This window comes from Streptomyces sp. NPDC054932, from assembly GCF_053610205.1.
In genome coordinates this window covers 1-21,837 of record NZ_JBSGXU010000140.1, presented here as the reverse complement: position 1 = coordinate 21,837, position 21,837 = coordinate 1, and the positions used below count along the sequence as shown (strand labels likewise).

At 71.6% G+C, this 21,837-nt stretch carries 20 protein-coding genes; 10 read left to right on the top strand and 10 right to left on the bottom strand.

The window, feature by feature from the left end; all coding sequences use genetic code 11:
• Positions 1-66: 66 nt before the first annotated feature.
• Positions 67-1,344: an MFS transporter gene (locus tag ACWGE1_RS29450; RefSeq protein ID WP_453423497.1), complete on the bottom strand. Its 1,278-nt coding sequence runs from the start codon at positions 1,342-1,344 to the stop codon at positions 67-69.
• A 71-nt stretch (positions 1,345-1,415) separates the two neighbouring features.
• On the opposite strand from ACWGE1_RS29450, the gene ACWGE1_RS29445 reads away from it, so the two are divergent.
• The 3 genes from ACWGE1_RS29445 to era all read left to right on the top strand — a co-directional run bounded on the left by ACWGE1_RS29445 (position 1,416) and on the right by era (position 5,774).
• Positions 1,416-2,429 (top strand): GlxA family transcriptional regulator, encoded by a 1,014-nt coding sequence (locus ACWGE1_RS29445; RefSeq protein ID WP_453423496.1) that lies wholly within the window; start codon positions 1,416-1,418, stop codon positions 2,427-2,429.
• Positions 2,430-2,580: 151 nt separating this feature from the next.
• A complete protein-coding gene (locus ACWGE1_RS29440; RefSeq protein WP_453423495.1) occupies positions 2,581-3,888 on the top strand; it encodes a beta-xylosidase in 1,308 nt (435 codons plus the stop codon).
• 935 nt (positions 3,889-4,823) lie between these two features.
• On the top strand, positions 4,824-5,774 hold the full coding sequence (gene era / locus ACWGE1_RS29435) for a GTPase Era (RefSeq protein ID WP_030009070.1): 951 nt from the start codon (positions 4,824-4,826) through the stop codon (positions 5,772-5,774).
• A 99-nt stretch (positions 5,775-5,873) separates the two neighbouring features.
• Here the strand turns inward: era and ACWGE1_RS29430 are convergent, their stop codons facing one another.
• The 4 genes from ACWGE1_RS29430 to ACWGE1_RS29415 form a co-directional block, all read right to left on the bottom strand.
• Entirely contained in the window at positions 5,874-6,539 is a 666-nt protein-coding gene (locus ACWGE1_RS29430; protein ID WP_453423494.1) for an SAM-dependent methyltransferase, read from the bottom strand.
• Positions 6,540-6,633: 94 nt separating this feature from the next.
• A complete protein-coding gene (locus tag ACWGE1_RS29425) occupies positions 6,634-7,452 on the bottom strand; it encodes a GNAT family N-acetyltransferase (protein ID WP_453423493.1) in 819 nt (272 codons plus the stop codon).
• 64 nt (positions 7,453-7,516) lie between these two features.
• Positions 7,517-7,786 carry a protealysin inhibitor emfourin gene (locus tag ACWGE1_RS29420; RefSeq protein WP_266596609.1) on the bottom strand — a complete coding sequence of 90 codons (270 nt, stop codon included), beginning with the start codon at positions 7,784-7,786 and terminating at the stop codon, positions 7,517-7,519.
• Positions 7,787-7,795: 9 nt separating this feature from the next.
• The gene (locus ACWGE1_RS29415; protein ID WP_453423492.1) at positions 7,796-8,872 is read right to left on the bottom strand and encodes a M4 family metallopeptidase; all 1,077 of its coding nucleotides are present in this window, start codon (positions 8,870-8,872) and stop codon (positions 7,796-7,798) included.
• A 366-nt stretch (positions 8,873-9,238) separates the two neighbouring features.
• Between ACWGE1_RS29415 and leuA the strand changes: the two genes are divergently transcribed.
• Complete coding sequence (gene leuA / locus ACWGE1_RS29410; RefSeq protein ID WP_453423491.1) at positions 9,239-11,002, top strand: 2-isopropylmalate synthase; 1,764 nt, start codon at positions 9,239-9,241, stop codon at positions 11,000-11,002.
• 74 nt (positions 11,003-11,076) lie between these two features.
• Here the strand turns inward: leuA and ACWGE1_RS29405 are convergent, their stop codons facing one another.
• A complete protein-coding gene (locus ACWGE1_RS29405) occupies positions 11,077-11,835 on the bottom strand; it encodes an SDR family NAD(P)-dependent oxidoreductase (protein ID WP_453423490.1) in 759 nt (252 codons plus the stop codon).
• A gap of 171 nt (positions 11,836-12,006) precedes the next feature.
• Here ACWGE1_RS29405 and ACWGE1_RS29400 point away from each other — a divergent pair, with 171 nt between their 5' ends.
• From ACWGE1_RS29400 to ACWGE1_RS29380, 5 genes are all read left to right on the top strand, one after another.
• Positions 12,007-12,702, top strand: a complete 696-nt coding sequence (locus ACWGE1_RS29400; protein WP_453423489.1) for a TerB family tellurite resistance protein — start codon at positions 12,007-12,009, stop codon at positions 12,700-12,702.
• Between the two features lie 598 nt (positions 12,703-13,300).
• The gene (locus tag ACWGE1_RS29395; RefSeq protein ID WP_453423488.1) at positions 13,301-14,776 is read left to right on the top strand and encodes a nucleobase:cation symporter-2 family protein; all 1,476 of its coding nucleotides are present in this window, start codon (positions 13,301-13,303) and stop codon (positions 14,774-14,776) included.
• A gap of 109 nt (positions 14,777-14,885) precedes the next feature.
• A complete protein-coding gene (recO, locus tag ACWGE1_RS29390; protein WP_033224711.1) occupies positions 14,886-15,632 on the top strand; it encodes a DNA repair protein RecO in 747 nt (248 codons plus the stop codon).
• An 11-nt stretch (positions 15,633-15,643) separates the two neighbouring features.
• Positions 15,644-16,462: an isoprenyl transferase gene (locus ACWGE1_RS29385; protein WP_453423487.1), complete on the top strand. Its 819-nt coding sequence runs from the start codon at positions 15,644-15,646 to the stop codon at positions 16,460-16,462.
• Positions 16,463-16,484: 22 nt separating this feature from the next.
• The gene (locus ACWGE1_RS29380) at positions 16,485-17,051 is read left to right on the top strand and encodes a YcxB family protein (protein WP_453423486.1); all 567 of its coding nucleotides are present in this window, start codon (positions 16,485-16,487) and stop codon (positions 17,049-17,051) included.
• A 73-nt stretch (positions 17,052-17,124) separates the two neighbouring features.
• Here the strand turns inward: ACWGE1_RS29380 and ACWGE1_RS29375 are convergent, their stop codons facing one another.
• The 4 genes from ACWGE1_RS29375 to ACWGE1_RS29360 are packed head-to-tail and all read right to left on the bottom strand — an operon-like array spanning position 17,125 to position 20,267.
• Complete coding sequence (locus ACWGE1_RS29375) at positions 17,125-17,559, bottom strand: Fur family transcriptional regulator (RefSeq protein ID WP_373046343.1); 435 nt, start codon at positions 17,557-17,559, stop codon at positions 17,125-17,127.
• A gap of 51 nt (positions 17,560-17,610) precedes the next feature.
• The gene (locus ACWGE1_RS29370) at positions 17,611-18,477 is read right to left on the bottom strand and encodes a metal ABC transporter permease (protein ID WP_453423485.1); all 867 of its coding nucleotides are present in this window, start codon (positions 18,475-18,477) and stop codon (positions 17,611-17,613) included.
• Positions 18,477-19,295, bottom strand: coding sequence for a metal ABC transporter ATP-binding protein (locus tag ACWGE1_RS29365; protein WP_453423484.1), 819 nt, complete (start codon positions 19,293-19,295; stop codon positions 18,477-18,479). Before ACWGE1_RS29365 ends, ACWGE1_RS29370 begins: the two co-directional genes overlap by 1 nt.
• The gene (locus tag ACWGE1_RS29360) at positions 19,296-20,267 is read right to left on the bottom strand and encodes a metal ABC transporter substrate-binding protein (protein ID WP_453423483.1); all 972 of its coding nucleotides are present in this window, start codon (positions 20,265-20,267) and stop codon (positions 19,296-19,298) included.
• A gap of 155 nt (positions 20,268-20,422) precedes the next feature.
• On the opposite strand from ACWGE1_RS29360, the gene ACWGE1_RS29355 reads away from it, so the two are divergent.
• Complete coding sequence (locus ACWGE1_RS29355; protein ID WP_453423482.1) at positions 20,423-21,805, top strand: glycine--tRNA ligase; 1,383 nt, start codon at positions 20,423-20,425, stop codon at positions 21,803-21,805.
• Positions 21,806-21,837: the final 32 nt, after the last annotated feature.

Here is a 21,837-nt window from a genome sequence, read left to right as displayed (position 1 = left end):
GGTTGGGCCCGGGCGGGGCTGAAGGCGGCGGCGGGGCCGCGGGGTCGGAGGCGCGGGCCGCCGGAGCTAGCGGCGGCGGCGGATCGTCATCGCCATCAGCGCGGCCATCGCGCACAGCGCGCCCGAGGCGTACCAGACGACGTCGTACGAGCCGGTGAGGTCACGGGCCAGGCCGCCCAGGAAGGCCACCACCGCCGCGCCGACCTGGTGCGAGGCCAGGACCCAGCCGAAGACGATCGCGCCGTCGTCCCCGTAGTGCTCGCGGCACAGCGCGATCGTCGGCGGGACGGTCGCGACCCAGTCCAGGCCGTAGAAGACGATGAAGAAGACCAGCGGCGGCTGCACCGAGGGTGCCAGCAGGATCGGCAGGAAGAGCAGCGAGATCCCGCGCAGGGCGTAGTAGACGGCCAGCAGCCGCCGGGCCTCGAAGCGGTCCGTGAACCAGCCAGAGGCCACCGTGCCGATCACGTCGAACACGCCGATCACCGCCAGCAGCCCGGCGGCCGCCGTCACCGGCATGCCGTGGTCGTGGGCCGCGGGCACGAAGTGGGTCCGCACCAGCCCGTTGGTCGAGGCTCCGCAGATCGCGAAGGTGCCCGCCAGCAGCCAGAACGGGCCGGTCCGGGCCGCGTCGAAGAGCACCTTCAGCGCCCGCCGGGCCGCGCCCGGGGCCGGGGCCGGCTTCGGCGCGTACGTGCCGCCGTACGGCGCCAGCCCCACGTCCGCCGGGTGGTCGCGCATCAGCAGCCAGACGAAGGGGACGACGGCCAGGGCCGACAGCGCGACCGTCACCGTCGCCGGGCGCCAGCCGTGGTGGTCCACCAGCCAGGCCAGCAGCGGCAGGAAGACCAGCTGGCCGGAGGCCCCGGCCGCGGTCAGGATGCCCGTGACCAGGCCGCGCCGGGCGGTGAACCAGCGGCCCGTCACCGTCGCCGCGAAGGCCAGGGCCATCGAGCCGCTGCCCAGGCCCACGAGCACGCCCCAGCACAGCACCAGCTGCCAGGGCTCGGTCATCCGGACCGTGGCCACCGCGCCGCCGGCGATGACGAGCAGGGCCAGCACCACGACCCGGCGGATGCCGAAGCGGTCCATCAGCGCCGCGGCGAAGGGCGCGGTGAGCCCGTACAGCGCGAGGTTGACCGAGACGGCGAGGGCGATGGTGCCGCGCGACCAGTCGAATTCCGCGTGCAGCGGCTCGATGAGCAGTCCGGGCAGGGAGGCGAAGCCGGCCGCGCCGATGATCGTCACGAAGGCGACGGCGGCGACGAACCAGGCGCGGTGGACGCGCCCGGCCCGCCGCGGGGCGCGCGGGGTGGCCGTGGAGGCGGGGGCTGTCTGTGTCACGCGGTCAGCTTCCGGCCTGCAGTACCTTCCTCGACAGTGGCCTGACTGTCATGCTTCGATACGATCGGGCCATGGAGTCGAAACCGCAGACCCACCGCGTGGTCGTCCTGGCGCTCACCGGGCTGCTGCCCTTCGAGCTCGGCATCCCGCACCGGATCTTCGGGCGGGCCAAGGACCCGGCCGGGCGGCCGCTGTACGAGATCCTCACCTGCGCCCTCGCCCCCGGGCCGGTGCGCACGGACGCCGACTTCGCCGTCGAGGTCGAGCACGGACCCGAACTGCTGGCCACCGCCGACACGGTGGTCGTGCCCGCCTCGTACGAGCTGGGCCCGGTGCACGAGGAGGGCAGGCTGACCGACGAGCTGGCCGCGGCCCTCGCGCACATCCGGCCCGGCACGCGGCTCGTCTCCATCTGCACGGGCGGATACGTGCTGGCCGCCGCCGGCTATCTGGACGGGCGCCCCGCCACCACCCACTGGGCCTCCGCCGAGCACTTCCAGCGGCTCTTCCCGGCCGTCAGGGTCGACCCGGACGTGCTCTACACCGACGACGGTGACGTGCTGACCTCGGCCGGGGTCGCCGCCGGCATCGACCTGTGCCTGCACATCGTGCGCCGCGACCACGGCGCGGCCGTCGCGAACGAGACGGCCCGGCGGACCGTGGTGCCGCCCCACCGGGAGGGCGGGCAGGCGCAGTTCGTGGCGCGCCCGATGCCGGAGCCGCAGCTCGCCACCACCACGGCGGCCCGCGCGTGGGTCCTGGACCGGTTGCACGAGCCGCTGCGGCTGACCGATCTGGCCCGGCAGGAGGCCATGTCCGTCCGGACCTTCACGCGCCGCTTCCGGGAGGAGTCGGGCGTCAGCCCCGGCCAGTGGATCGTCGGCCGGCGGGTGGAGCGGGCGCGCCAGCTGCTGGAGCAGACGGATCTGCCGATGGAGCAGGTCGCGCGGGACAGCGGTTTCGGTACGGCCCAGTCGCTGCGCAAGCACGTGCAGGCGGCGCTGGGAGTGAGTCCCACGGCCTACCGGCGCGCCTTCAGGGCCGGGGGCGATGGGGGCACCCCGGCCGACCCTGCCATCTCCTGATGGGCCATCAGTTGCTGCCGGACCCGTGCATTGACTTCTCCCACCGCCCGCTCGTGAATGGCCCCCTGCGTGGGGCGCGGGCGCGAGGGAACCTAAGGGGCGGGCGTTGCGAACAGGGGTGCGGAAGCGGAGATGGCCGGCAGTCGTCGGCATGGCCGTGCTGGCGGCCACGACCGGGGGCGGTCTTGCCGCACCCGCCGCGGCCGAGGGGGAGAGCCCCCCGGGCCAGGTGGACTTCCCCACGCACTGCCTGGCGCCCCAGGAGGCCGGGCTCCCGCCCGCGGACGGGCCGACCACGGCCCGGATCACCGTCGACAACCCGGCACCGCAGGTCGGCGACACCGTCACGGTGACCTACCAGGTGCTCCGGACCCCCGCCGTGGCACCCCCGGATCCCGGCGCGGCCGGCGGCGGACTCCCCGCCGACGTGCTGACCCCGACCGGCCGGATCCTGCTGGCGGGCGCCCAGAGCGGCGAGGTCACCGTGGTCGGGGCCAAGCGCAACGACCCCGTCCCGGCGGGCACGGCCCTGCCCGCCGTCACCATGACCGGCACCTTCACCGTCACCGCACCCGGCGAGACCACCCTGACCCCGGGCGACTACACCCTGCACACCAGCCACCTGCTGGACCTCGACACCACGTGCACCACAGACGCCGCGTCCGCCGCTCCCGTCTCCGCACGCCTGACCGCGACCGCACTGCCCACGGCCAACCTGCGCAGCGTCCTCCTCGCCGCGGCCCACGGGAGACCGGGAGCCAGGGTCAAGGTCACCGCCGCCGGGTTCCCACCGGGTGCGGCCGTGACGGTCGCCGGACGTGCGGGCGCCGCCGAGACCGCCGACCGGGCGGTGGCCACCGCCGACGCGCTGGGCACGGCCCTGGTGGAGCTGGCGGTCACGGACCGGGCGACCACCGCGGTGGTCGCCTACGAGGGCGCCGCCTGGTCGGCCCGCCAGGGTTCCGGCCCGGCCGCGTACACGGTCGTCGACCTCACCCCGCCGCCCTCCGGCACCCAGAAGGTCACGGCCACCGTCGAGCCGGGCGCACTCGGCATGACCCAGACGGGCCAGGACATCACCCTGGGCGCCGTCCCGTACGGCGACGGCGGGGCCGCCCCCGGCCGGATCGGGACGGTGACCGTCACCGACGCCCGCGGCGGTCCGGCCGGCTGGTCCCTGACCGGCAAGGTCACCGACTTCACCGGACCCGGCGGGATCCGCATCCCGGGGGCCTCCCTGTCCTGGACGCCGACGTGCGTGGCGGCCGCGGGCAGCCGGAGCACCTGTACGCCGGGCAGCGCGGGCGTGGTCGGCCCCGACGGCGCCCTCCTCGCCTCCACCCCCGACGCCCCGCTGGTCGGCGGCACCTTCACGATCGACGCCACGGTCACCCTCCGGGTGCCGCCGTACACCCCGCCGGGCGCCTACACGGCGGTCCTGACGCTGACCCTGTCGTGACGCGGACCCGGCCCCGTCGGCGTGCGAGGCGCCGGGTCCGGCCCGCCGCGCTGCTCGCAACGGCCCTGGCCGCGCTGGGCCTCGTACTGCTGCCCGCCGGGACGGCATCGGCGGACGACGGGCAGTGGTCCGTGCTGCCCGTCGCGAACGCCCTCGGCCGGCGTCCGTGCTTCTACCTCGCCGCCGCGCCCGGCCGGCGCGTCGCCGACGCCGTCACCCTCACCAACCGCACCGACCGGCCCCGTACCTTCCGGCTCTACGCCGCGGACGCCTACAACACCGCCCGCGACGGCGGCTTCGCGCTGCGCGGGCCCGACGAGCCGCGGCTGGCCACCGCCGCGTGGGCGAAGCTCGACCGGGAGCGGGTCACCGTACCGGCCCGCGGGTCGGTCGTCGTCGGCTTCACCCTCACCGTCCCCGACCGGGCCGAGCCGGGGGACCACCCCGGCGCCGTCGTGGCGCTGGAGGACCGGCCGGAGGCGGCCACCGCCGGCGGGGGGATCGGCGTGCAGCAGGCCGTCGCCGCCCGCGTGTACCTGCGGGTGACCGGCCCCACCGCGCCCGCCCTCACCGTCCGGGGGGTCACCGTGCGCCGTCGCGGCTCCGGCGCGGAGATCTCGTACACGCTCCACAACATCGGCAATGTCACCCTCCGCCCCCGCGCCACCGTCGGCGCCACCGGCGCGCTCGGCCGGCCGCTCCTCGGCCGCGCGCTCGACGGGCTGCCCGCCGAACTGCTGCCGGGTCAGGAAGTACGGCTCAGCGCCCGTTGGGAGGGCGCGCCCAGAGCGGAATGGGCGGAGGTCACGGTGCGCGCCCGGGCGGACGGAACCACAGCTCAGGGCCGTGCGGGCCTCGCCGAACACCCCTCGCTCACGGCCGTGCCGGCCCTCGCTGCGGTGATCTGGTCGGCGCTGGGAGCCGCATCGGGGAGAATGGCCCGTATGAGCGATCGTTCCCCCGAGTCCACCGCCCCGCACCGTGCGGGGTTCGCCTGCTTCGTCGGCCGCCCCAACGCGGGGAAGTCGACCCTCACCAACGCACTCGTGGGCACCAAGGTCGCGATCACCTCCAACCGGCCGCAGACCACCCGCCACACCGTTCGCGGCATCGTGCACCGCCCCGACGCCCAGCTCGTCCTCGTCGACACGCCCGGCCTGCACAAGCCGCGCACCCTGCTCGGCGAGCGCCTCAACGACGTCGTGCGGACCACCTGGGCCGAGGTCGACGTCATCGGCTTCTGCCTGCCGGCCGACCAGAAGCTCGGCCCCGGCGACAAGTTCATCGCCAAGGAGCTGGCGGGGATCAAGAAGACCCCCAAGATCGCCATCATCACCAAGACCGACCTGGTCGAGTCCAAGCAGCTGGCCGAGCAGCTCCTGGCCGTGCACCAGCTCGGCGCCGAGCTCGGATTCGAGTGGGCCGAGATCGTGCCCGTCTCGGCCGTCGGCGACAGCCAGGTCCAGCTGCTGGCCGACCTGATCGCGCCGCTGCTGCCGGAGAGCCCCCCGCTCTACCCCGAGGGCGACCTCACCGACGAGCCCGAGATGGTGATGGTCGCGGAGCTGATCCGCGAGGCCGCGCTGGAAGGCGTGCGCGACGAGCTCCCGCACTCCATCGCCGTGGTCGTCGAGGAGATGATCCCGCGCGAGAACCGTCCGGCGGACCGCCCGCTGCTCGACATCCACGCCAACGTCTACATCGAGCGGCCGAGCCAGAAGGGCATCATCATCGGCCCGAAGGGCTCCCGCCTGAAGGAGGTCGGGATGAAGTCGCGCAAGCACATCGAGGCGCTGCTCGGCACCCCGGTCTTCCTCGACCTCCACGTGAAGGTCGCCAAGGACTGGCAGCGGGACCCCAAGCAGCTGCGCAAGCTCGGCTTCTGACGCGCGAGCCGCACCACGCGACGACGCTACGACGAACGGACGCCGCCCCGCACGGGGCCGCGTCCGTTCGTCGTTCCGTCCGTCCGTCCGTCCGTTCGGCTAGGCGGGCCGGCGCACCCGGACCACGTTGTCCGTACGGGTCCCGGGCGTACCGTCGGGCTGGTTCTGGATCCGCTCGGTCTCCTCGGCCCGCAGTACCTCCCAGCCCGCCGTGACCGGCTCCAGCTGGGCGAGGACCTCCTCGGGCGTGGGGAAGTGCGCCTCCTCCTGCTCCTCCTGCCACGGCGCCCAGCCCGCGTGGCCGACCACCAGCAGGGTGCCGCCGGGGGCCACGGCCGCCGCGGCCGTGCGCAGGACGGCGTCACGGGGGAAGTCCCCGTAGTTGTGCAGGAAGCACGCCGAGACGAGGTCGAACTCCCCCTCGGGGAAGGACTCCGTCAGATCCCGCCGCGCGAAGGAGACGCGGTCCGCGACCCCGGCGTCCGCCGCGTGCCCGGCCGCCCGGCCGAGGGCGACCCCGGAGATGTCGGTCCCGGTGACGGTCCACCCGCGGCGGGCCAGCCAGACGGCGTCGGCGCCCTCCCCGCAGCCCAGGTCCAGGGCCCGGCCCGGGGCGAGGCCGGACACCTCGTGCACCAGCATGGCGTTGGCCTCGCCGCTCCAGATCCGGTCGCTCTCCCCGTAGCGGCCGTCCCAGAACTCCTCGCCCGCCGCCGCCCCGGGCGCGGGGGAGTGGTGGGCGTGCGTGTGCGTGTGCTCGGTCATGGCTGCCTCTTCCAGTACGGGTGCCGGTACGGCCGATGCTGCGCCCGCCCCGGCCGCACGGGCAAACCTTGTTGCCGTTCCGGCAAATCCGTCGTCAGCCCGTGGGCTCCGCCGGCGGCTCCGCGATCAGGGCCGTGGCCACCCGGCGGAAGCCGACCCGGGCGTAGACGCGGGCCACGGCCTCGTCGCCGGCCGAGAGGAAGACCGTACGGGCGCCGCGCGCGCGGGCCAGTGCGACCAGGGCGGCGGTGACCCCGAGGGCCAGGCCCTGGCGGCGGGCCGACGGGAGGGTGCCGACCCCCACCACCTCGACGACGTCGCCGACCGGGTTGTACTGGCCCGCGCAGAGCACCACGCCGTCCCGTACGGCCGCGGCCAGGGCCGTGGTGCCCGCGGCCAGCTTTCCGGACACCCGCGCCCGGCCCTCCTCGGCCGCCGGCTCCGCCACCGCCGCCGCCAGTTCCGCGGGGCCCGCCTCGCCCACGGCCGTTCCCGGGTCCGCGAAGGCCAGGGCCGGGACCGTCACCGCGGCCGTCAGCAGCGGGTCGTCCGCATCGAGCAGCCGGACCTCCGGGTGCGGGGGAAGGGCCTCGGCCGAGGGGTCCAGCACCATCAGCGGGTGGGCGTGGACATGGAGCCCCGCCGCCTCCACCGCGGCCCGGAGCGAGGGGCTGGTTTCGGCCACCCACTCGAAGGCTTCGGGGACCTTCAGCTCCCGCTGGCGCTGCCAGACCCGCTCCACGTCGGCCCGGGTCGCCGCGGGGCCGCCGAGCGCGGGCCGCGCGTAGTACGGCCAGCCCGTGCCCTCCTGGACGAACAGGGTCAGGGGCCCGAAGTCCTCGGCGCGGGCGCCGCCCACCCGCGGCACCGTGTCGTAGTACCGCTCGAGCTCGGACAGCGTTGAATCGATCATGTGGTCGGTCATCCGGCCATCCAAACAAAGGGGCGCCGCGCGGGCACCTCCTTTCCGGACCCGCTCAGGCGCCCTCCTTCAGCACGCGCGAGATCAGCGCCCGCTGGGCGTCCGAGAGGTTCGGCTCCGCGCAGGCCACCGTCCGCCCGTCCGCGGTGATCCGGTAGGAGAAGCCGTCCCGCACCCGGTCCGCCGGGTCGCCCGGCGGACCGGGCCGCAGCGCGAGCTGGGCCAGGGCCTTCCACTCGTCCTCGTCCGGCCGGCCCGCGGTGTCCACCTCGGCCCGGCGCTCGATGCCCGCGAAGCCGCCCGTCCGTACCACCTGAATGCGCATGGGTGCCCTCTACCCCGCGAGCGGGACACCCACCGCGGACCAGGCCTTCTGGAGCGCCTGGTGCTCGGCGCCGCCGTCCCCGTACCGGGTGACGGCCGCCGCGGTCGAGAGCCGGGCGAAGTCCGCGAAGTCCGCCCGGGGGGTGAGGGCGCCCCCGGTCAGGGTGTCGTACCAGATCTGCCCGGCCCGCTCCCAGGCCTTGCCGCCCAGCTCGGTCGCCACGATGTAGAAGGCGTGGTTGGGGATGCCGGAGTTGATGTGGACGCCGCCGTTGTCGCTGTGGGTGTTCACGTAGTCGTCCATCGTGGCCGGCTGCGGGTCCTTGCCCAGCTCGTCGTCGTCGTACGCGGTGCCCGGGGCCTTCATCGAGCGCAGTGCGACCCCGGTGACGTTGGGGCCGAGCAGTCCGGCCCCGATCAGCCAGTCGGCCTCCTCGGCCGTCTGCTCCAGCGAGTACTGCTTGATCAGCGAGCCGAAGACGTCCGACATCGACTCATTCAGGGCGCCCGACTGGCCGCGGTAGACCAGGTTCGCCGTGTACTGGGTGACCCCGTGGGTCAGCTCGTGGCCGATGACGTCCACCGACACGGTGAAGTCGAGGAAGAGGTCCCCGTCCCCGTCGCCGAAGACCATCTGCTGGCCGTCCCAGAAGGCGTTGTTGTACTCCTCGCCGTAGTGGACGCTCGCGTCCAGGGGGAGCCCGGAGTCGTCGATCGAGCGCCGGCCGAAGCCCTTCAGGAACAGTTCGTACGTGGCCCCGAGCCCGGCGTAGGCGCGGTTGACGGTGGCGTCCTTGCTCAGGGGGTCGCCCTCCCCGCGGACCCTGGTCCCGGGCAGCCGGGTGCGGTGCTGGGCGTCGTAGATGGTCCGGTCCGGGTCGTCGGAGGCGGGCGCGGCGAGGGTGGGGACGATTCCGCGGACGGCGGTGACCCGGCGCCGGGTGCGCAGCAGGGAGTCGCGTTCGAGGGTGCGCTGGGCGAGGTCGGCGCGGCGGGAGTCCTCGGACAGGGCGGCCTTGTCGAGGAGGTGCGGCGGTACGACGGTGCAGAAGACGGGGTGATGGCGGTGGGTGTGGGAGGCATCCATGCCCGGCAATGTGGCAGTGGGTCATGACGGTGTCACTACCTGCGACCATGATTCATTCACTTGTCTGAAAGCGGTGGCGCCGGATTGACGGAACGACCGGACCCGGGCGGAACGAAAGAGGCTTGGCTCACATTTGGTGCAAATCGGACCCCTGGGTCTTGCATACTGAAACAGGTCCTCGCGATACGGCGCGGCTCGGATAGGCTCGGCCCATCATGCGTTTCGGGCTGCTTCTCCTTAGCTGCCGCGGCGAGGGTCTGTAGTCGTAGGCCGACCCCCTCCCCGCGGAGTTTGGTGTTGCGGTTTTTACGACCGCCGTCGGCCGTCCCAGCGAACTACACGCGGACACGCGAGGAGCCCAACGCCATGAGCCAGCAGCCTTTTGTCGGTCGCCCCACGCCCATCACGAACGCGACCCACACCCAAAAATCCTCCAGGATGCCGATCCACAAGTACGGCCGCTACGAGCAGGTCGACATCCCCGACCGCACCTGGCCGGACGCCCGCGTCACCAAGGCTCCCCGCTGGCTCTCCACCGACCTGCGCGACGGCAACCAGTCGCTGATCGACCCGATGACCCCCGCCCGCAAGCGCGAGATGTTCGACCTGCTGGTGCGCATGGGCTACAAGGAGATCGAGGTCGGCTTCCCCTCCTCCGGCGAGACCGACTTCGCCTTCGTGCGCTCCATCATCGAAGAGGGCGCGATCCCGGACGACGTCACCATCTCCGTACTGACCCAGGCCCGCGAGGACCTGATCGAGCGGACCGTGGAGTCCCTGGTCGGCGCGAAGCGCGCCACCGTCCACCTGTACAACGCGACGGCCCCGACCTTCCGCCGGGTCGTCTTCCGCGGCTCCAAGGAGCAGATCAAGCAGATCGCCGTCGACGGCACCCGCCTGGTCATGGAGTACGCCGAGAAGCTGCTGGGTCCCGAGACCACCTTCGGCTACCAGTACAGCCCGGAGATCTTCACCGACACCGAGCTGGACTTCGCCCTGGAGGTCTGCGAGGCCGTCTGTGACGTCTGGCAGCCGGCCGAGGGCCGCGAGATCATCCTGAACCTGCCCGCCACCGTGGAGCGCTCGACGCCGTCCACGCACGCGGACCGCTTCGAGTGGATGGCCCGCAACCTGACCCGCCGCGAGCACGTCTGCATCTCCGTCCACCCGCACAACGACCGCGGCACCGCCGTCGCCGCCGCCGAGCTGGCCCTGATGGCCGGCGCCGACCGCATCGAGGGCTGTCTGTTCGGGCAGGGCGAGCGCACCGGCAACGTCGACCTGATCACCCTGGGCATGAACCTGTTCTCCCAGGGCATCGACCCGCAGATCGACTTCTCGCAGATCGACGAGATCCGTCGCACCAGCGAGTACTGCAACCAGATGGAGGTCCACCCGCGCCACCCCTACGCGGGCGACCTCGTCTACACCGCCTTCTCCGGCTCCCACCAGGACGCCATCAAGAAGGGCTTCGACGCCATGGAGGCCGACGCGGCCGCCCGGGGCAAGACCGTCGACGACATCGAGTGGGCCGTTCCGTACCTGCCGATCGACCCGAAGGACGTCGGCCGCTCCTACGAGGCGGTCATCCGCGTCAACTCGCAGTCCGGCAAGGGCGGCATCGCGTACGTCCTGAAGAACGACCACAAGCTGGACCTGCCGCGCCGCATGCAGATCGAGTTCTCCCGGATCATCCAGGCCAAGACCGACTCCGAGGGCGGAGAGGTCACGCCGAAGGCGATCTGGTCGGTCTTCGAGGACGAGTACCTGCCCAACCCCGAGAACCCGTGGGGCCGCATCCAGCTGCGTTCCGGTTCCACCGCCACCGACAAGGACGGCACGGACACGCTGACCGTCGAGGCGGTCGTGGACGGTGTGGACACGGTCCTGAACGGCACCGGCAACGGTCCGATCTCGGCCTTCTTCGACGCGCTGGCCGGCATCGGCATCGACGCCCGCCTGCTGGACTACACCGAGCACACCATGAGCGAGGGCGCCTCCGCGGTCGCCGCCTCGTACATCGAGTGCGCGATCGACGGCCGTGTCCTGTGGGGCATCGGCATCGACGCCAACACCACCCGCGCCTCCCTGAAGGCGGTCATCTCCGCCGTCAACCGCGCGGGCCGCTGATCCTCCGTACGTGAACCCCGCCCCCTTCCCTTCCCTCCGTGAGGGGGGCGGGGTTCCGTCGTCCCCGCGCCGGCTCAGCGGGCCAGGTAGCCGCCGTCCACCGGCAGGACCACGCCCGTCACGAACGAGGCCGCGTCCGAGGCCAGGAAGGCGATGACCCGGGCCACCTCCTCCGGCTCGCCGAGCCGGCCCATCGGGTGCGCCCCCGCGATCTCCGACAGGTACTCGGGCCCGCCCGGCTCGTCCTTCAGCGCGATCACCCGCTCCGTACGGATGGTTCCCGGTGCCACCGCGTTGACCCGGATCCCGTGCGCGGCCCACTCCACCGCGAGGTGCTTGGTCAGCCCGGACGCCACGAACTTCGCGGGCCCGTACGCGGCCTGGCGCGCCTGCCCGGCGACGCCCGAGATCGAGGACACGCAGACCAGCGCGCCGCCGGGACGCGGCTGCGCGGTCATCGCCTCGATGGCGTACTTGCAGGTCAGGAACATCCCGCGGCCGTCGACCGCCATGACGTGGTCCCAGTCCTCGGGGCTGGTCTCCCGTACGTCGGACAGGGGGAGCACCCCGGCGTTCGCCACGGCGACGTCCAGGCGCCCGTAGGCCCCCACGGCGGCCGTGACCATCGCACGATTGGCCTCCGGATCGGCGACGTCACCGGCGACAGCCGTGATCGCGCACCCCTCGGCGGCCAATTCCGTACGCAGTGCCTCGACCCCGGGGCCATTGATGTCGGCCGCGGTCACCCGGGCTCCGGAGCGGGCCAGCAGCAGGGCGGTGGCGCGGCCGATCCCGCTCGCGGCGCCGGTGACCAGACAGGACTTCTCGTTCATGCGGCGAACCCTAGAGGGCACGGGGAGGGGACGCGGGGATGTCGGGGGCGCAGACCGGCCAAGTCCGGGGCGCGGGAGATGTTGTCTTGTCACACGACTGACGCATCCTCATCGATGTGGCTAACATCACGCCAACCCGGCGATGTTGCCGGAAGGTTACGGAGGTGCGACGTGCTGCCAGTTCGGGGTGGGGACGGCCGGAAGCTGACGGTCTGGGGCACCCGTACCACCTGGAGCACCGTGGGCGACGGGGAGTTCTTCTGCCCGGCCTGCGGTGGCGACCGCAACTACCGCCGGCGCACCGGACGGCGCCGGTTCACCGTTCTCGGGGTGCCGCTGGTGCCCCGCGGGCAGGCCGGGCCTGTCATCGAGTGCCAGGGCTGCCGTGCGCGCTTCGACACGGACGTCCTGGACCACCTCACCACGACCCGTTTCACGGCCCTGCTGCGCGACGCCGTGCACACCGTGGCGCTGGCCGTGCTCACCGCGGGCGGAACGGCCTCGCGCGGCGCGCTGGAGGCCGCGGTGGGCGCCGTACGGGCCGCGGGCTTCCAGGACTGCACCGAGGGGCAGCTGGAGTCCCTCGTGGAGGCGCTGTCCACGGACGAGGGCCGGCTCGGGCTGTACGACGTCCCCGAGTGCTGCGGGGCCGCACTGTCGATAGAGCTCCACGAGGCCCTGGAGCCGCTGGCTCCGCACCTGGCGGGCCCGGGCCGGGAGTCGATCCTGCTCCAGGGGGCCCGTATCGCGCTCGCGGACGGCCCGTACACCCCGGCCGAGCGCGAGGTGCTCGCCACGGTCGGCTCGGCGCTGCGGATCGACACGGACGAGGTGGCCCGACTGCTCTCGGCGGTACGCGCGCCGTAGCCGGATTCCGCGGATCGGACACGAGGCCCTGCCCGGGGAACCGGCGCAGGGCCGTTCCGTGTCCGGTCCGTGGGCAGGATCCGCCCGAAACGGCCTCCTGCGACGTAACGATCCGGCCTCGCAGGGCCGATTTCGGGACGCGTGAACGCCGTGTGAAGGGCACGGGAGTGCCCTCTGTGCCCGATGTGTCCACCAGTCGGACGGCCGGAACAGCGCCTTCGAGTTTGCCTGCCCGAAGGGCTGCAAACCGCGTATCCGCACGTCATGGCATATGTGCTTCGCGGTCGCGCGGCGGGAACACTCGGTTCCGAACCTCTTTTCGCATACCCCTGCCGAGAGCTTCGCACCACTGGAGAAACCTACAGATCGGGCCCGCTCGAAGGTCAACAGTTTGTAGAAGTCGACGATATCTGTGAGGCCCCCCACAGGCGTTCAATTCCGGTCACACGACAAGACGGCGCCGTTAACACAGCGCGGCTTCGATTCACCTCACCGTGAACGCACTGACAACCCTGGCGTATCAACGGGTTAGCGACCCACTGCGCCCAGGGACAACCAGATCTCCTCTCACTTACCTACCTTGAAGGGCAAGGCTGAGATGGCACGTGTCGCCGCCCGGCTTTCCACCGACGGAGAGCAGAGCACGCACCCGGTCGACGAGGTGCTCCCCGTCCCCAAGCTCGCGCTGTACGGCTTCCAGCACGTACTCGCCTTCTACGCCGGCGCGGTGATCGTTCCGATCATCGTCGGCAACGCGCTGAAGCTGAGCCCTGAACAGCTGGTCTATCTGATCAACGCAGACCTCTTCACCTGCGGCATCGCGTCGATCATCCAGGCCTGGGGCATAGGCCGGATCGGTGCGCGACTGCCACTGATCCAGGGCGTGACCTTCACCGCGGTCTCCCCGATGATCGCCATCGGCCTCGGCGCCGGGGGAGGTACCGCCGCCCTCCTGGTCATCTACGGCGCGGTGATCACCGCCGGTATCGCCACCTTCGCCTTCGCCTGGCTGCCGGCCAAGGCATTCCGGACCGTCATGCGGCTGTTCCCGCCGGTCGTCACCGGAACGGTGATCACCGTGCTGGGCATCGTCCTGATCCCGGTCGGTCTCAACGACGCGGCCGGCGGCCTCGGCAGCCCCGACTTCGGAGACCCGAAGAACTTCGCCTACGCCGGCGGCACGATGCTCTTCATCCTCGTCCTGATGAAGATCGGCAAGCCGTTCCTCTCCAGCATCTCGATCCTCCTCGGCCTGGTCGTCGGCACCACCGTCGCCTTCCTCCTCGGGGACGCGAAGTTCGGCGACGTCAGCAAGTCCGAGTGGATCGGCGTCACCACCCCCTTCCACTTCGGTGTCCCGAAGTTCGAGTGGTTCCCGATCGTCCTGATGCTCATCGTCATGCTGATCACCATGGTCGAGACGACCGGTGACACCTACGCCGTCGGCGACATCGTCGGCAAGGACGTCGACAGCGAGACCGTGGCCCGCGCCCTGCGTGCCGACGGTGCCGCGACCGCCCTCGGCGGTGTCCTCAACTCCTTCCCGTACGTGGCCTTCGCGGAGAACGTCGGCCTGGTGCGGATGACGAAGGTGAAGAGCAGGTTCGTGGTCGTCGCCGCGGGTGTCTTCATGATCATCCTGGGTCTGCTGCCCAAGGCCGCCGCGATCGTCGCCGCCGTCCCGCACGGGGTCCTCGGCGGCGCCGCGACCGTCATGTTCGCCATGGTCGCCCTGGCCGGCATCCAGACCCTGGCCAAGGTGGACCTGAAGGAGGAGAAGAACGCGCTGATCGTCGGCGTCTCCCTCGCCTTCGCCCTGCTCCCCGCGACCGTCCCGGTCTTCTTCACCAAGCACATGGACCCGGACCTGTCCTCCCTGCTCAACAGCGGTGTGACGCTCGGTGCCACGGCCGCCATCGTCCTCAACCTGGTCTTCAACGGCCTGGGCAAGGACGACGCACACGACGCCCCCAAGGTCGAACTGCCCGCCCAGCCGGCGGCGGGCGAGGAATCCGCGGCAGCCGTACCGGCCCAGTCGGGTGAGGGCGAAGCGGCCCGGACCCCGACCTCCTGACCCTCCCAAGGGGTGACCCCGGCCGGGCCCCGCGCCCGGCCGGGGTCGCTGCCGTCCACCGGAGCGACGCACTGCCCGCCGTCCCGCCGCCGTACGGGACAATGGGCGCATGAGTCTGTTCCGCGACGACGGCATCGTGCTGCGCACCCAGAAACTGGGTGAGGCGGACCGCATCATCACGCTGCTGACCCGCGGCCACGGCCGGGTGCGGGCCGTCGCCCGCGGCGTCCGGCGCACGAAGTCCAAATTCGGCGCCCGGCTGGAACCTTTCTCCCACGCCGACGTGCAGTTCTTCGCCCGGGGCAGCGAACTGATCGGCCGCAGCCTCCCGCTCTGCACCCAGACCGAGATCATCGCCCCGTACGGCAACGGCATCGTCACCGACTACGCCCGCTACACCGCCGGCACCGCCATGCTGGAGACCGCCGAGCGGTTCACCGAGAACGAGGGCGAGCCCGCCGTGCAGCAGTACCTGCTGCTCGTCGGCGCCCTGCGCACGCTCTCGCGCGGCGAGCACGAGCCCCACCTGATCCTCGACGCCTTCCTGCTGCGCTCCCTCGCCGTCAACGGCTACGCGCCCAGCTTCGAGAACTGCGCGAAGTGCGGCATCCACGGACCCAACCGGCACTTTTCCGTCGCCGCGGGCGGGGTCATATGCGGGGACTGCCGGGTGCCCGGCAGCGTCGTACCCTCGTCGGAGGCCATCGCCCTGCTCAGCGCCCTGCTGACGGGCGACTGGGGGCATGCCGACGCGTGCGAGGCGCGTCACGTGCGGGAGGGCAGCGGGCTGGTGTCCGCCTATTTGCACTGGCATCTGGAGCGCGGGCTACGCTCCCTGCGATACGTCGAGAAATAGGAGCTGGGCACATGGCACGACGCGGGATTCTGGGGCGCTCTCGCCGCGAGTACAAGGTTCCCGAACCGCACCCCTCCGGCGCGGTCCCGCCGAAGATCCCCGGTGACCTGGTCCCGAACCACGTCGCGGTCGTCATGGACGGCAACGGCCGCTGGGCCAAGGAGCGCGGTCTGCCGCGCACCGAGGGCCACAAGGTCGGCGAGGGCGTCGTGCTCGACGTGCTCAAGGGCTGCCTGGAGATGGGCGTCAAGAACCTCTCGCTCTACGCCTTCTCGACGGAGAACTGGAAGCGCTCGCCCGACGAGGTCCGCTTCCTCATGAACTTCAACCGCGATGTCATCCGGCGCCGCCGCGACGAGATGAACGAGCTGGGCATCCGTATCCGCTGGGTCGGCCGCATGCCGAAGATGTGGAAGTCGGTCGTCCAGGAGCTCCAGGTCGCCCAGGAGCAGACCGTCGACAACGACGCCATGACCCTGTACTTCTGCGTCAACTACGGCGGCCGCGCGGAGATCGCGGACGCGGCGCAGGCCATCGCCCGCGACGTCGCGGCGGGCCGGCTGGACCCGTCGAAGGTGAACGAGAAGACCTTCGCGAAGTACATGTACTACCCGGACATGCCGGACGTGGACCTCTTCCTGCGCCCCAGCGGCGAGCAGCGCACCTCCAACTACCTGATCTGGCAGAGCGCGTACGCCGAGATGGTCTTCCAGGACGTCCTGTGGCCCGACTTCGACCGGCGCAACCTCTGGCAGGCCTGCCTGGAGTACGCCCAGCGCGACCGCCGCTTCGGCGGGGCCGTCCCGAACCAGGCCGAGGGCTCGGCCTGACCCGGCACTAAGATCCCCGCTCATGGACGACACGGGCGGGGACCAGCTGTACCGGATACACGAGTCGGCGTCGGCGGGGCGGGCTGTCGAGCTCCGCTACACGCCGACCGTCGCCGACATGGCGGAGGGCCTGCGGGCCCGCGGCCGGTCGAAGGCGGGCCGTCGCCAGCGCCTGCCGTTCTTCCTCATCGGCATGGTGGGGCCGTCGTACGCCGCCGTCCTCGTCGCGCAGGACGGCGGGTCGGTCGGGTCCGCCGTGGCGCTGACCGTGGTGGGCCTCTTCGGCTGGGCCTTCGCGCTGTTCGGCCACCGGTTCATGGCCCGGTCGACCCGCGGGCTGCTGGCGGCGGCGGGGGAGTGCCGGGCGGTCGTCGACGGCGGGGGCGTGACCGTCGACTCCGCGCAGGGCTCCACCCACCTGCGCTGGAGCGCGCTGTCGGGCTACGCGGAGACCCCCTCGACCTTCATGGTCTTCACCGGCGACAAGCAGGTGCTCGGCGGGGCGTTGCTGCCCAAGCGGGGCCTCGCGGACCCCGGGGAGCAGGACGCGCTGCGGGCGCTCCTGGACGGGAAGCTGGAGCGGCTCTAGACCGTCCAGGTCCTGTCGCCCGGACAGGGCCCGGGCGATCCGGGCGGCCGCCGCTACCGCTGGGCGGTCGCCGCTACGGCTGGGCGGTCGCCGCGCAGTCGGCGCAGGTACCGAAGATCTCCACCGTGTGCGCCACGTTCACATAGCCGTGCTCGGCCGCGATGGACTCCGCCCACTTCTCCACGGCCGGGCCCTCCACCTCCACCGCCTTGCCGCACTTGCGGCAGACCAGGTGGTGGTGGTGATCGCCGGTGGAGCAGCGGCGGTAGACGGACTCGCCGTCGCTGGTGCGCAGAACGTCCACCTCGCCGGCGTCCGCGAGCGACTGGAGCGTGCGGTAGACGGTGGTCAGGCCCACGGAGTCGCCGCGGTGCTTGAGCATGTCGTGGAGTTCCTGCGCGCTGCGGAACTCGTCCACCTCGTCCAGTGCCGCAGCGACCGCGGCCCGTTGCCGGGTGGATCGTCCTCGTACTGGCGCGGTATTCATCTCGCCAGGCGCAGTCGCCACCGGTTCCTCCTCGTATCGGCCTCGGCCCATTGTGCCAGGCGGCCGACTCATCTAGACCTTCACATCGTCCCTCGTGCAGACCTCTTCGGCGGCGGCGCGGGCCGTTTTCGCCCGGCGCCTGGCCAGCGGCGCCGACACGGCGGTCATCAGGACGAACACGGCGATGGCGAGCAGCACGATCGCCGCGCCGGAGGGTGCGTCGAGGTAGTACGTGGTGGTCACGCCGCTGAGGGAGACCGTCACGCCGATCACCATGGCCAGCGTCAGCGTCGCCGCGAACCCGCGGGTGACCCGCTGGGCGGCCGCGACGGGGATCACCATCATGGCGCTGACCAGCAACAGGCCGACGATGCGCATCGCCACGGTGACGGTGAGGGCGGCCGTGACGGCCATCAGGAGGTTCAGCGCGCGCACCGGCAGGCCGGTGACGCGGGCGAATTCCTCGTCCTGGCTGATGGCGAACAGCTGGCGGCGCAGCCCGATGGTGACGGCGAGGACGAACGCGGTGAGGATCACCGCGGCCGTGACGTCCTGCGGCGCGACGGCGGTGATGCCGCCGAAGAGGTAGGCGCTCAGGTTGGCGGCGGAGCCGCCGGCGAGGTTGATGATCAGGACGCCGCCGGCCAGGCCGCCGTAGAAGAGCATGGCGAGCGCGATGTCGCCGCTGGTCTTCCCGCGCGAGCGGATGTACTCCATGCCCACCGCGCCGACGACGCAGACCAGGGAGGCCGTCCACACCGGGCTGGTGTTGAGCAGGAAGCCGAGGGCGACACCGGTCATGGCCACGTGGCCGATGCCGTCGCCCATGACGGCCTGGCGGCGCTGGACGAGGTACGTGCCGATCGCGGGCGCCGTGATGCCGACGAGGGCGGCCGCGATCAGGGCCCGCTGCATGAAGGCGTATTCGAAGAGGTCCATCAGCTGAGCAGTCCCGTCCGCAGGGGCTCGGCGTCGTGCGCCGCGTGGGGGTGTACGTGGTCGTGGCCGGGCAGGGCATGCTGGCCGACCGCCTCCGGGGGCGGGCCGTCGTGGACGACGCAGCCGTCGCGCAGGACGACGGCCCGGTCGATCAGTGGTTCCAGCGGGCCCAGCTCGTGCAGGACGAGGAGGACGGTGGTGCCGAGGGCCTTCTGTTCGCGCAGGGCGCTCGCGAGGACCTCCTGGTTGGCGAGGTCCACGCCGGCCATCGGCTCGTCCATGATCAGCAGTTCTGGTTCGACGGCGAGGGCCCGGGCGATGAGCACGCGCTGGTGCTGGCCGCCGGAGAGGGCGTTGACCGAGGCGGCGGCCTGCTCCTCCATGTCGACCAGGGCCAGGGCGCGCTCGACGGCGGCCTTGTCGGCCCTGCGCAGGATCCCGAAGCGGGAGCGGGCGATCCGGCCCGCGGAGACGACCTCGCGGACGGTGGCGGGGACGCCGCTGGCGGCGGTGGTGCGCTGCGGGACGTACCCGATGCGCGACCAGTCGCGGAAGCGCTTGAAGTCGGTGCCGAAGAGGGAGAGCGCGCCGTCGGTCAGGGGGACCTGGCCGACCACGGCGCGGACGGCCGTGGACTTGCCGGAGCCGTTGGCGCCGAGCAGTGCGACGACCTCACCGCGGTGGACGGTGAGGTCTATGCCGCGCAGCACGGTGCGCGAGCCGAGCGAGGCCTTGGCCCCGCGCAGGGATATGACGGGTCGGTCCGCTGCTTGGGGTGGCGTGGACTGCATGGCTCGCGCCTCCGTTGCTGCTGTCATCTACTTGGCTCCGAGCGCCTTCTGGAGGTTCTTCAGGTTGGACCGCATGACCTCGAAGTAGTCAGCGCCCTGGGACTTGTCGGTGATTCCCTCGAGCGGGTCGAGGACATCGGTCTTCAGGCCCGTGTCCGCGGCGAGGGTCTTGGCCGTCTTGTCACTGGCCAGGGCCTCGAAGAACACGGTGGAGACATTCTCCTGCTTCGCGAGCCCCTGGAGTTCCTTCATCCGGGCCGGGCTCGGCTCGGACTGGGGGTCGACGCCGGCGATGGACTCCTGGTCGAGGCCGTAGCGCTCGGCGAGGTAGCCGAAGGCGGAGTGGGTGGTGATGAAGGTCCTGGACGCGGTGTTCTTCAGGCCGTCCTTGAACTCCGTGTCCAGCGCGGTCAGTTTGCCGACCAGTTCGTCGCTGTTCTTCCTGTAGTCCGCGGCGTGACCGGGGTCGGCCTTCTCCAGGGCCGCGCCGACGCCCTTGGCGATCTCCGCGTACTTGACCGGGTCGAGCCAGACGTGCGGATCCCGGCCGCCCTCCGCGTGGTCGTGGTCGTGGCCCTCGCCCTCGGCGTGGCCCTCCTCGGCCCCGTGGTCGTGGCCGGCGCCGTGGACCTCCAGCGCGGTGAGGGTCGCGGCGTCGACGACGTTCTTCACGCCGGACTGGGCGACCGCCTTGTCGACGGCGGGCTGCAGGCTCTTGAGGTAGAGGACCACGTCGGCCTCGCCGAGCTGTGCGGTCTGCCTCGGGGTGATCTCCAGGTCGTGCGGTTCGACGCCGGGCTTGGTCAGGCCGTCGACCTTCACGTGCTCCTTGCCGATCTGCTCGGCGAGGAACTGCATCGGGTAGAACGACGCCGTCACCGCGATCTTGCCGTCCTTGCTGCCGGCGGCGCCGGCTCCGGAGCAGGCGGTCAGGGCCGTGGCGCCGAGGGCGACGGCTCCGGCGAGGGCGGCGGTGGGTATGAGGCGTCGTACGTTCATGACATCCATTTTCATCAAAGATGGAAACGATTGTCAAAAACCCAGGTGGGGGGCCCGGGCGGGAGGCGCTGCAAGGGGAACCGATTTGAAAGGGGGGGTGCGGGCGCCGGTAACCTAAAGGCTTCGCCGTTCGTCCTCGTAATGAAGAGAGCACCGTGGCCGCCGACAAGATCGACACCATCGTCAGCCTGAGCAAGCGCCGTGGCTTCGTTTTCCCGTGCAGTGAGATCTACGGCGGCTCCAAGGCCGCCTGGGATTACGGCCCGCTGGGTGTCGAGCTCAAGGAGAACATCAAGCGCCAGTGGTGGAAGGCGATGGTCACCGGGCGTGAGGACATTGTCGGTATCGACTCGTCCGTGATCCTGGCTCCCGAGGTGTGGGTGGCCTCCGGCCACGTCGCCACTTTCTCGGACCCGCTGACCGAGTGCACCTCCTGCCACAAGCGCCACCGCGCGGACCACCTTGAAGAGGCGTACGAGGCCAAGCACGGCCGTGTGCCCGCCAATGGTCTCGCCGACATCAACTGCCCCAACTGTGGTGTGAAGGGCCAGTTCACCGAGCCCAAGCAGTTCTCCGGCATGCTGGAGACCCACCTCGGCCCGACCCAGGACACCGGTTCCAAGGCGTACCTGCGCCCCGAGACCGCCCAGGGCATCTTCACCAACTTCGCCCACGTGCAGACCACCTCGCGGAAGAAGCCGCCCTTCGGCATCGCGCAGATGGGCAAGTCCTTCCGGAACGAGATCACTCCGGGCAACTTCATCTTCCGCACCCGTGAGTTCGAGCAGATGGAGATGGAGTTCTTCGTCAAGCCGGGCGAGGACGAGCAGTGGCAGGAGTACTGGATGCAGGAGCGGTGGAACTGGTACCGCGACCTCGGCATCCGTGAGGAGAACATCCGCTGGTACGACCACCCGAAGGAGAAGCTGTCCCACTACTCGAAGCGCACCGCCGACATCGAGTACCGCTTCAACTTCGGTGGTAGCGAGTTCTCCGAGCTCGAGGGCGTGGCCAACCGCACCGACTTCGACCTCAAGGCCCACTCCGCCGCCTCCGGTCAGAACCTGACCTACCTGGACCAGGAGTCCGGCGAGCGCTACACCCCGTACGTCATCGAGCCGGCGGCCGGTGTCAACCGCGCCATGCTCGCCTTCATGCTCGACGCGTACGTCGAGGACGAGGCGCCGAACGCCAAGGGCGTCATGGAGAAGCGCACCGTGATGCGCTTCGACCCGCGCCTGGCCCCGATCAAGGTCGCCGTCCTGCCGCTGTCCCGCAACGCCCAGCTGTCGCCGAAGGCCAAGGGCCTCGCCGCCGACCTGCGCAAGAACTGGAACATCGAGTTCGACGACGCGGGCGCCATCGGCCGCCGCTACCGCCGCCAGGACGAGATCGGTACCCCGTTCTGCGTCACCGTCGACTTCGACACCCTGGACGACAACGCGGTGACCGTGCGCGAGCGCGACACCATGAAGCAGGAGCGCGTCTCCCTGGACCAGATCCAGGCCTACCTCGGCAGCCGTCTGCTCGGCTGCTAGGTACTGCTGTACCAAGACCGGTGGCCCGGTGC

Excerpts from the sequence above, each read along its gene's own strand:
- ACWGE1_RS29445 (WP_453423496.1), top strand. The coding sequence starts at position 1,416 with ATGGAGTCGAAACCGCAGACCCACCGCGTGGTCGTCCTGGCGCTCACC.
- ACWGE1_RS29440 (WP_453423495.1), top strand. The coding sequence starts at position 2,581 with ATGGCCGTGCTGGCGGCCACGACCGGGGGCGGTCTTGCCGCACCCGCC.
- era (WP_030009070.1), top strand. The coding sequence starts at position 4,824 with ATGGCCCGTATGAGCGATCGTTCCCCCGAGTCCACCGCCCCGCACCGT.
- ACWGE1_RS29430 (WP_453423494.1), bottom strand. The coding sequence starts at position 6,539 with ATGACCGAGCACACGCACACGCACGCCCACCACTCCCCCGCGCCCGGG.
- ACWGE1_RS29425 (WP_453423493.1), bottom strand. The coding sequence starts at position 7,452 with ATGATCGATTCAACGCTGTCCGAGCTCGAGCGGTACTACGACACGGTG.
- ACWGE1_RS29420 (WP_266596609.1), bottom strand. The coding sequence starts at position 7,786 with ATGCGCATTCAGGTGGTACGGACGGGCGGCTTCGCGGGCATCGAGCGC.
- ACWGE1_RS29415 (WP_453423492.1), bottom strand. The coding sequence starts at position 8,872 with ATGGATGCCTCCCACACCCACCGCCATCACCCCGTCTTCTGCACCGTC.
- leuA (WP_453423491.1), top strand. The coding sequence starts at position 9,239 with ATGAGCCAGCAGCCTTTTGTCGGTCGCCCCACGCCCATCACGAACGCG.
- ACWGE1_RS29405 (WP_453423490.1), bottom strand. The coding sequence starts at position 11,835 with ATGAACGAGAAGTCCTGTCTGGTCACCGGCGCCGCGAGCGGGATCGGC.
- ACWGE1_RS29395 (WP_453423488.1), top strand. The coding sequence starts at position 13,301 with ATGGCACGTGTCGCCGCCCGGCTTTCCACCGACGGAGAGCAGAGCACG.
- recO (WP_033224711.1), top strand. The coding sequence starts at position 14,886 with ATGAGTCTGTTCCGCGACGACGGCATCGTGCTGCGCACCCAGAAACTG.
- ACWGE1_RS29385 (WP_453423487.1), top strand. The coding sequence starts at position 15,644 with ATGGCACGACGCGGGATTCTGGGGCGCTCTCGCCGCGAGTACAAGGTT.
- ACWGE1_RS29380 (WP_453423486.1), top strand. The coding sequence starts at position 16,485 with ATGGACGACACGGGCGGGGACCAGCTGTACCGGATACACGAGTCGGCG.
- ACWGE1_RS29370 (WP_453423485.1), bottom strand. The coding sequence starts at position 18,477 with ATGGACCTCTTCGAATACGCCTTCATGCAGCGGGCCCTGATCGCGGCC.
- ACWGE1_RS29365 (WP_453423484.1), bottom strand. The coding sequence starts at position 19,295 with ATGACAGCAGCAACGGAGGCGCGAGCCATGCAGTCCACGCCACCCCAA.
- ACWGE1_RS29360 (WP_453423483.1), bottom strand. The coding sequence starts at position 20,267 with ATGAACGTACGACGCCTCATACCCACCGCCGCCCTCGCCGGAGCCGTC.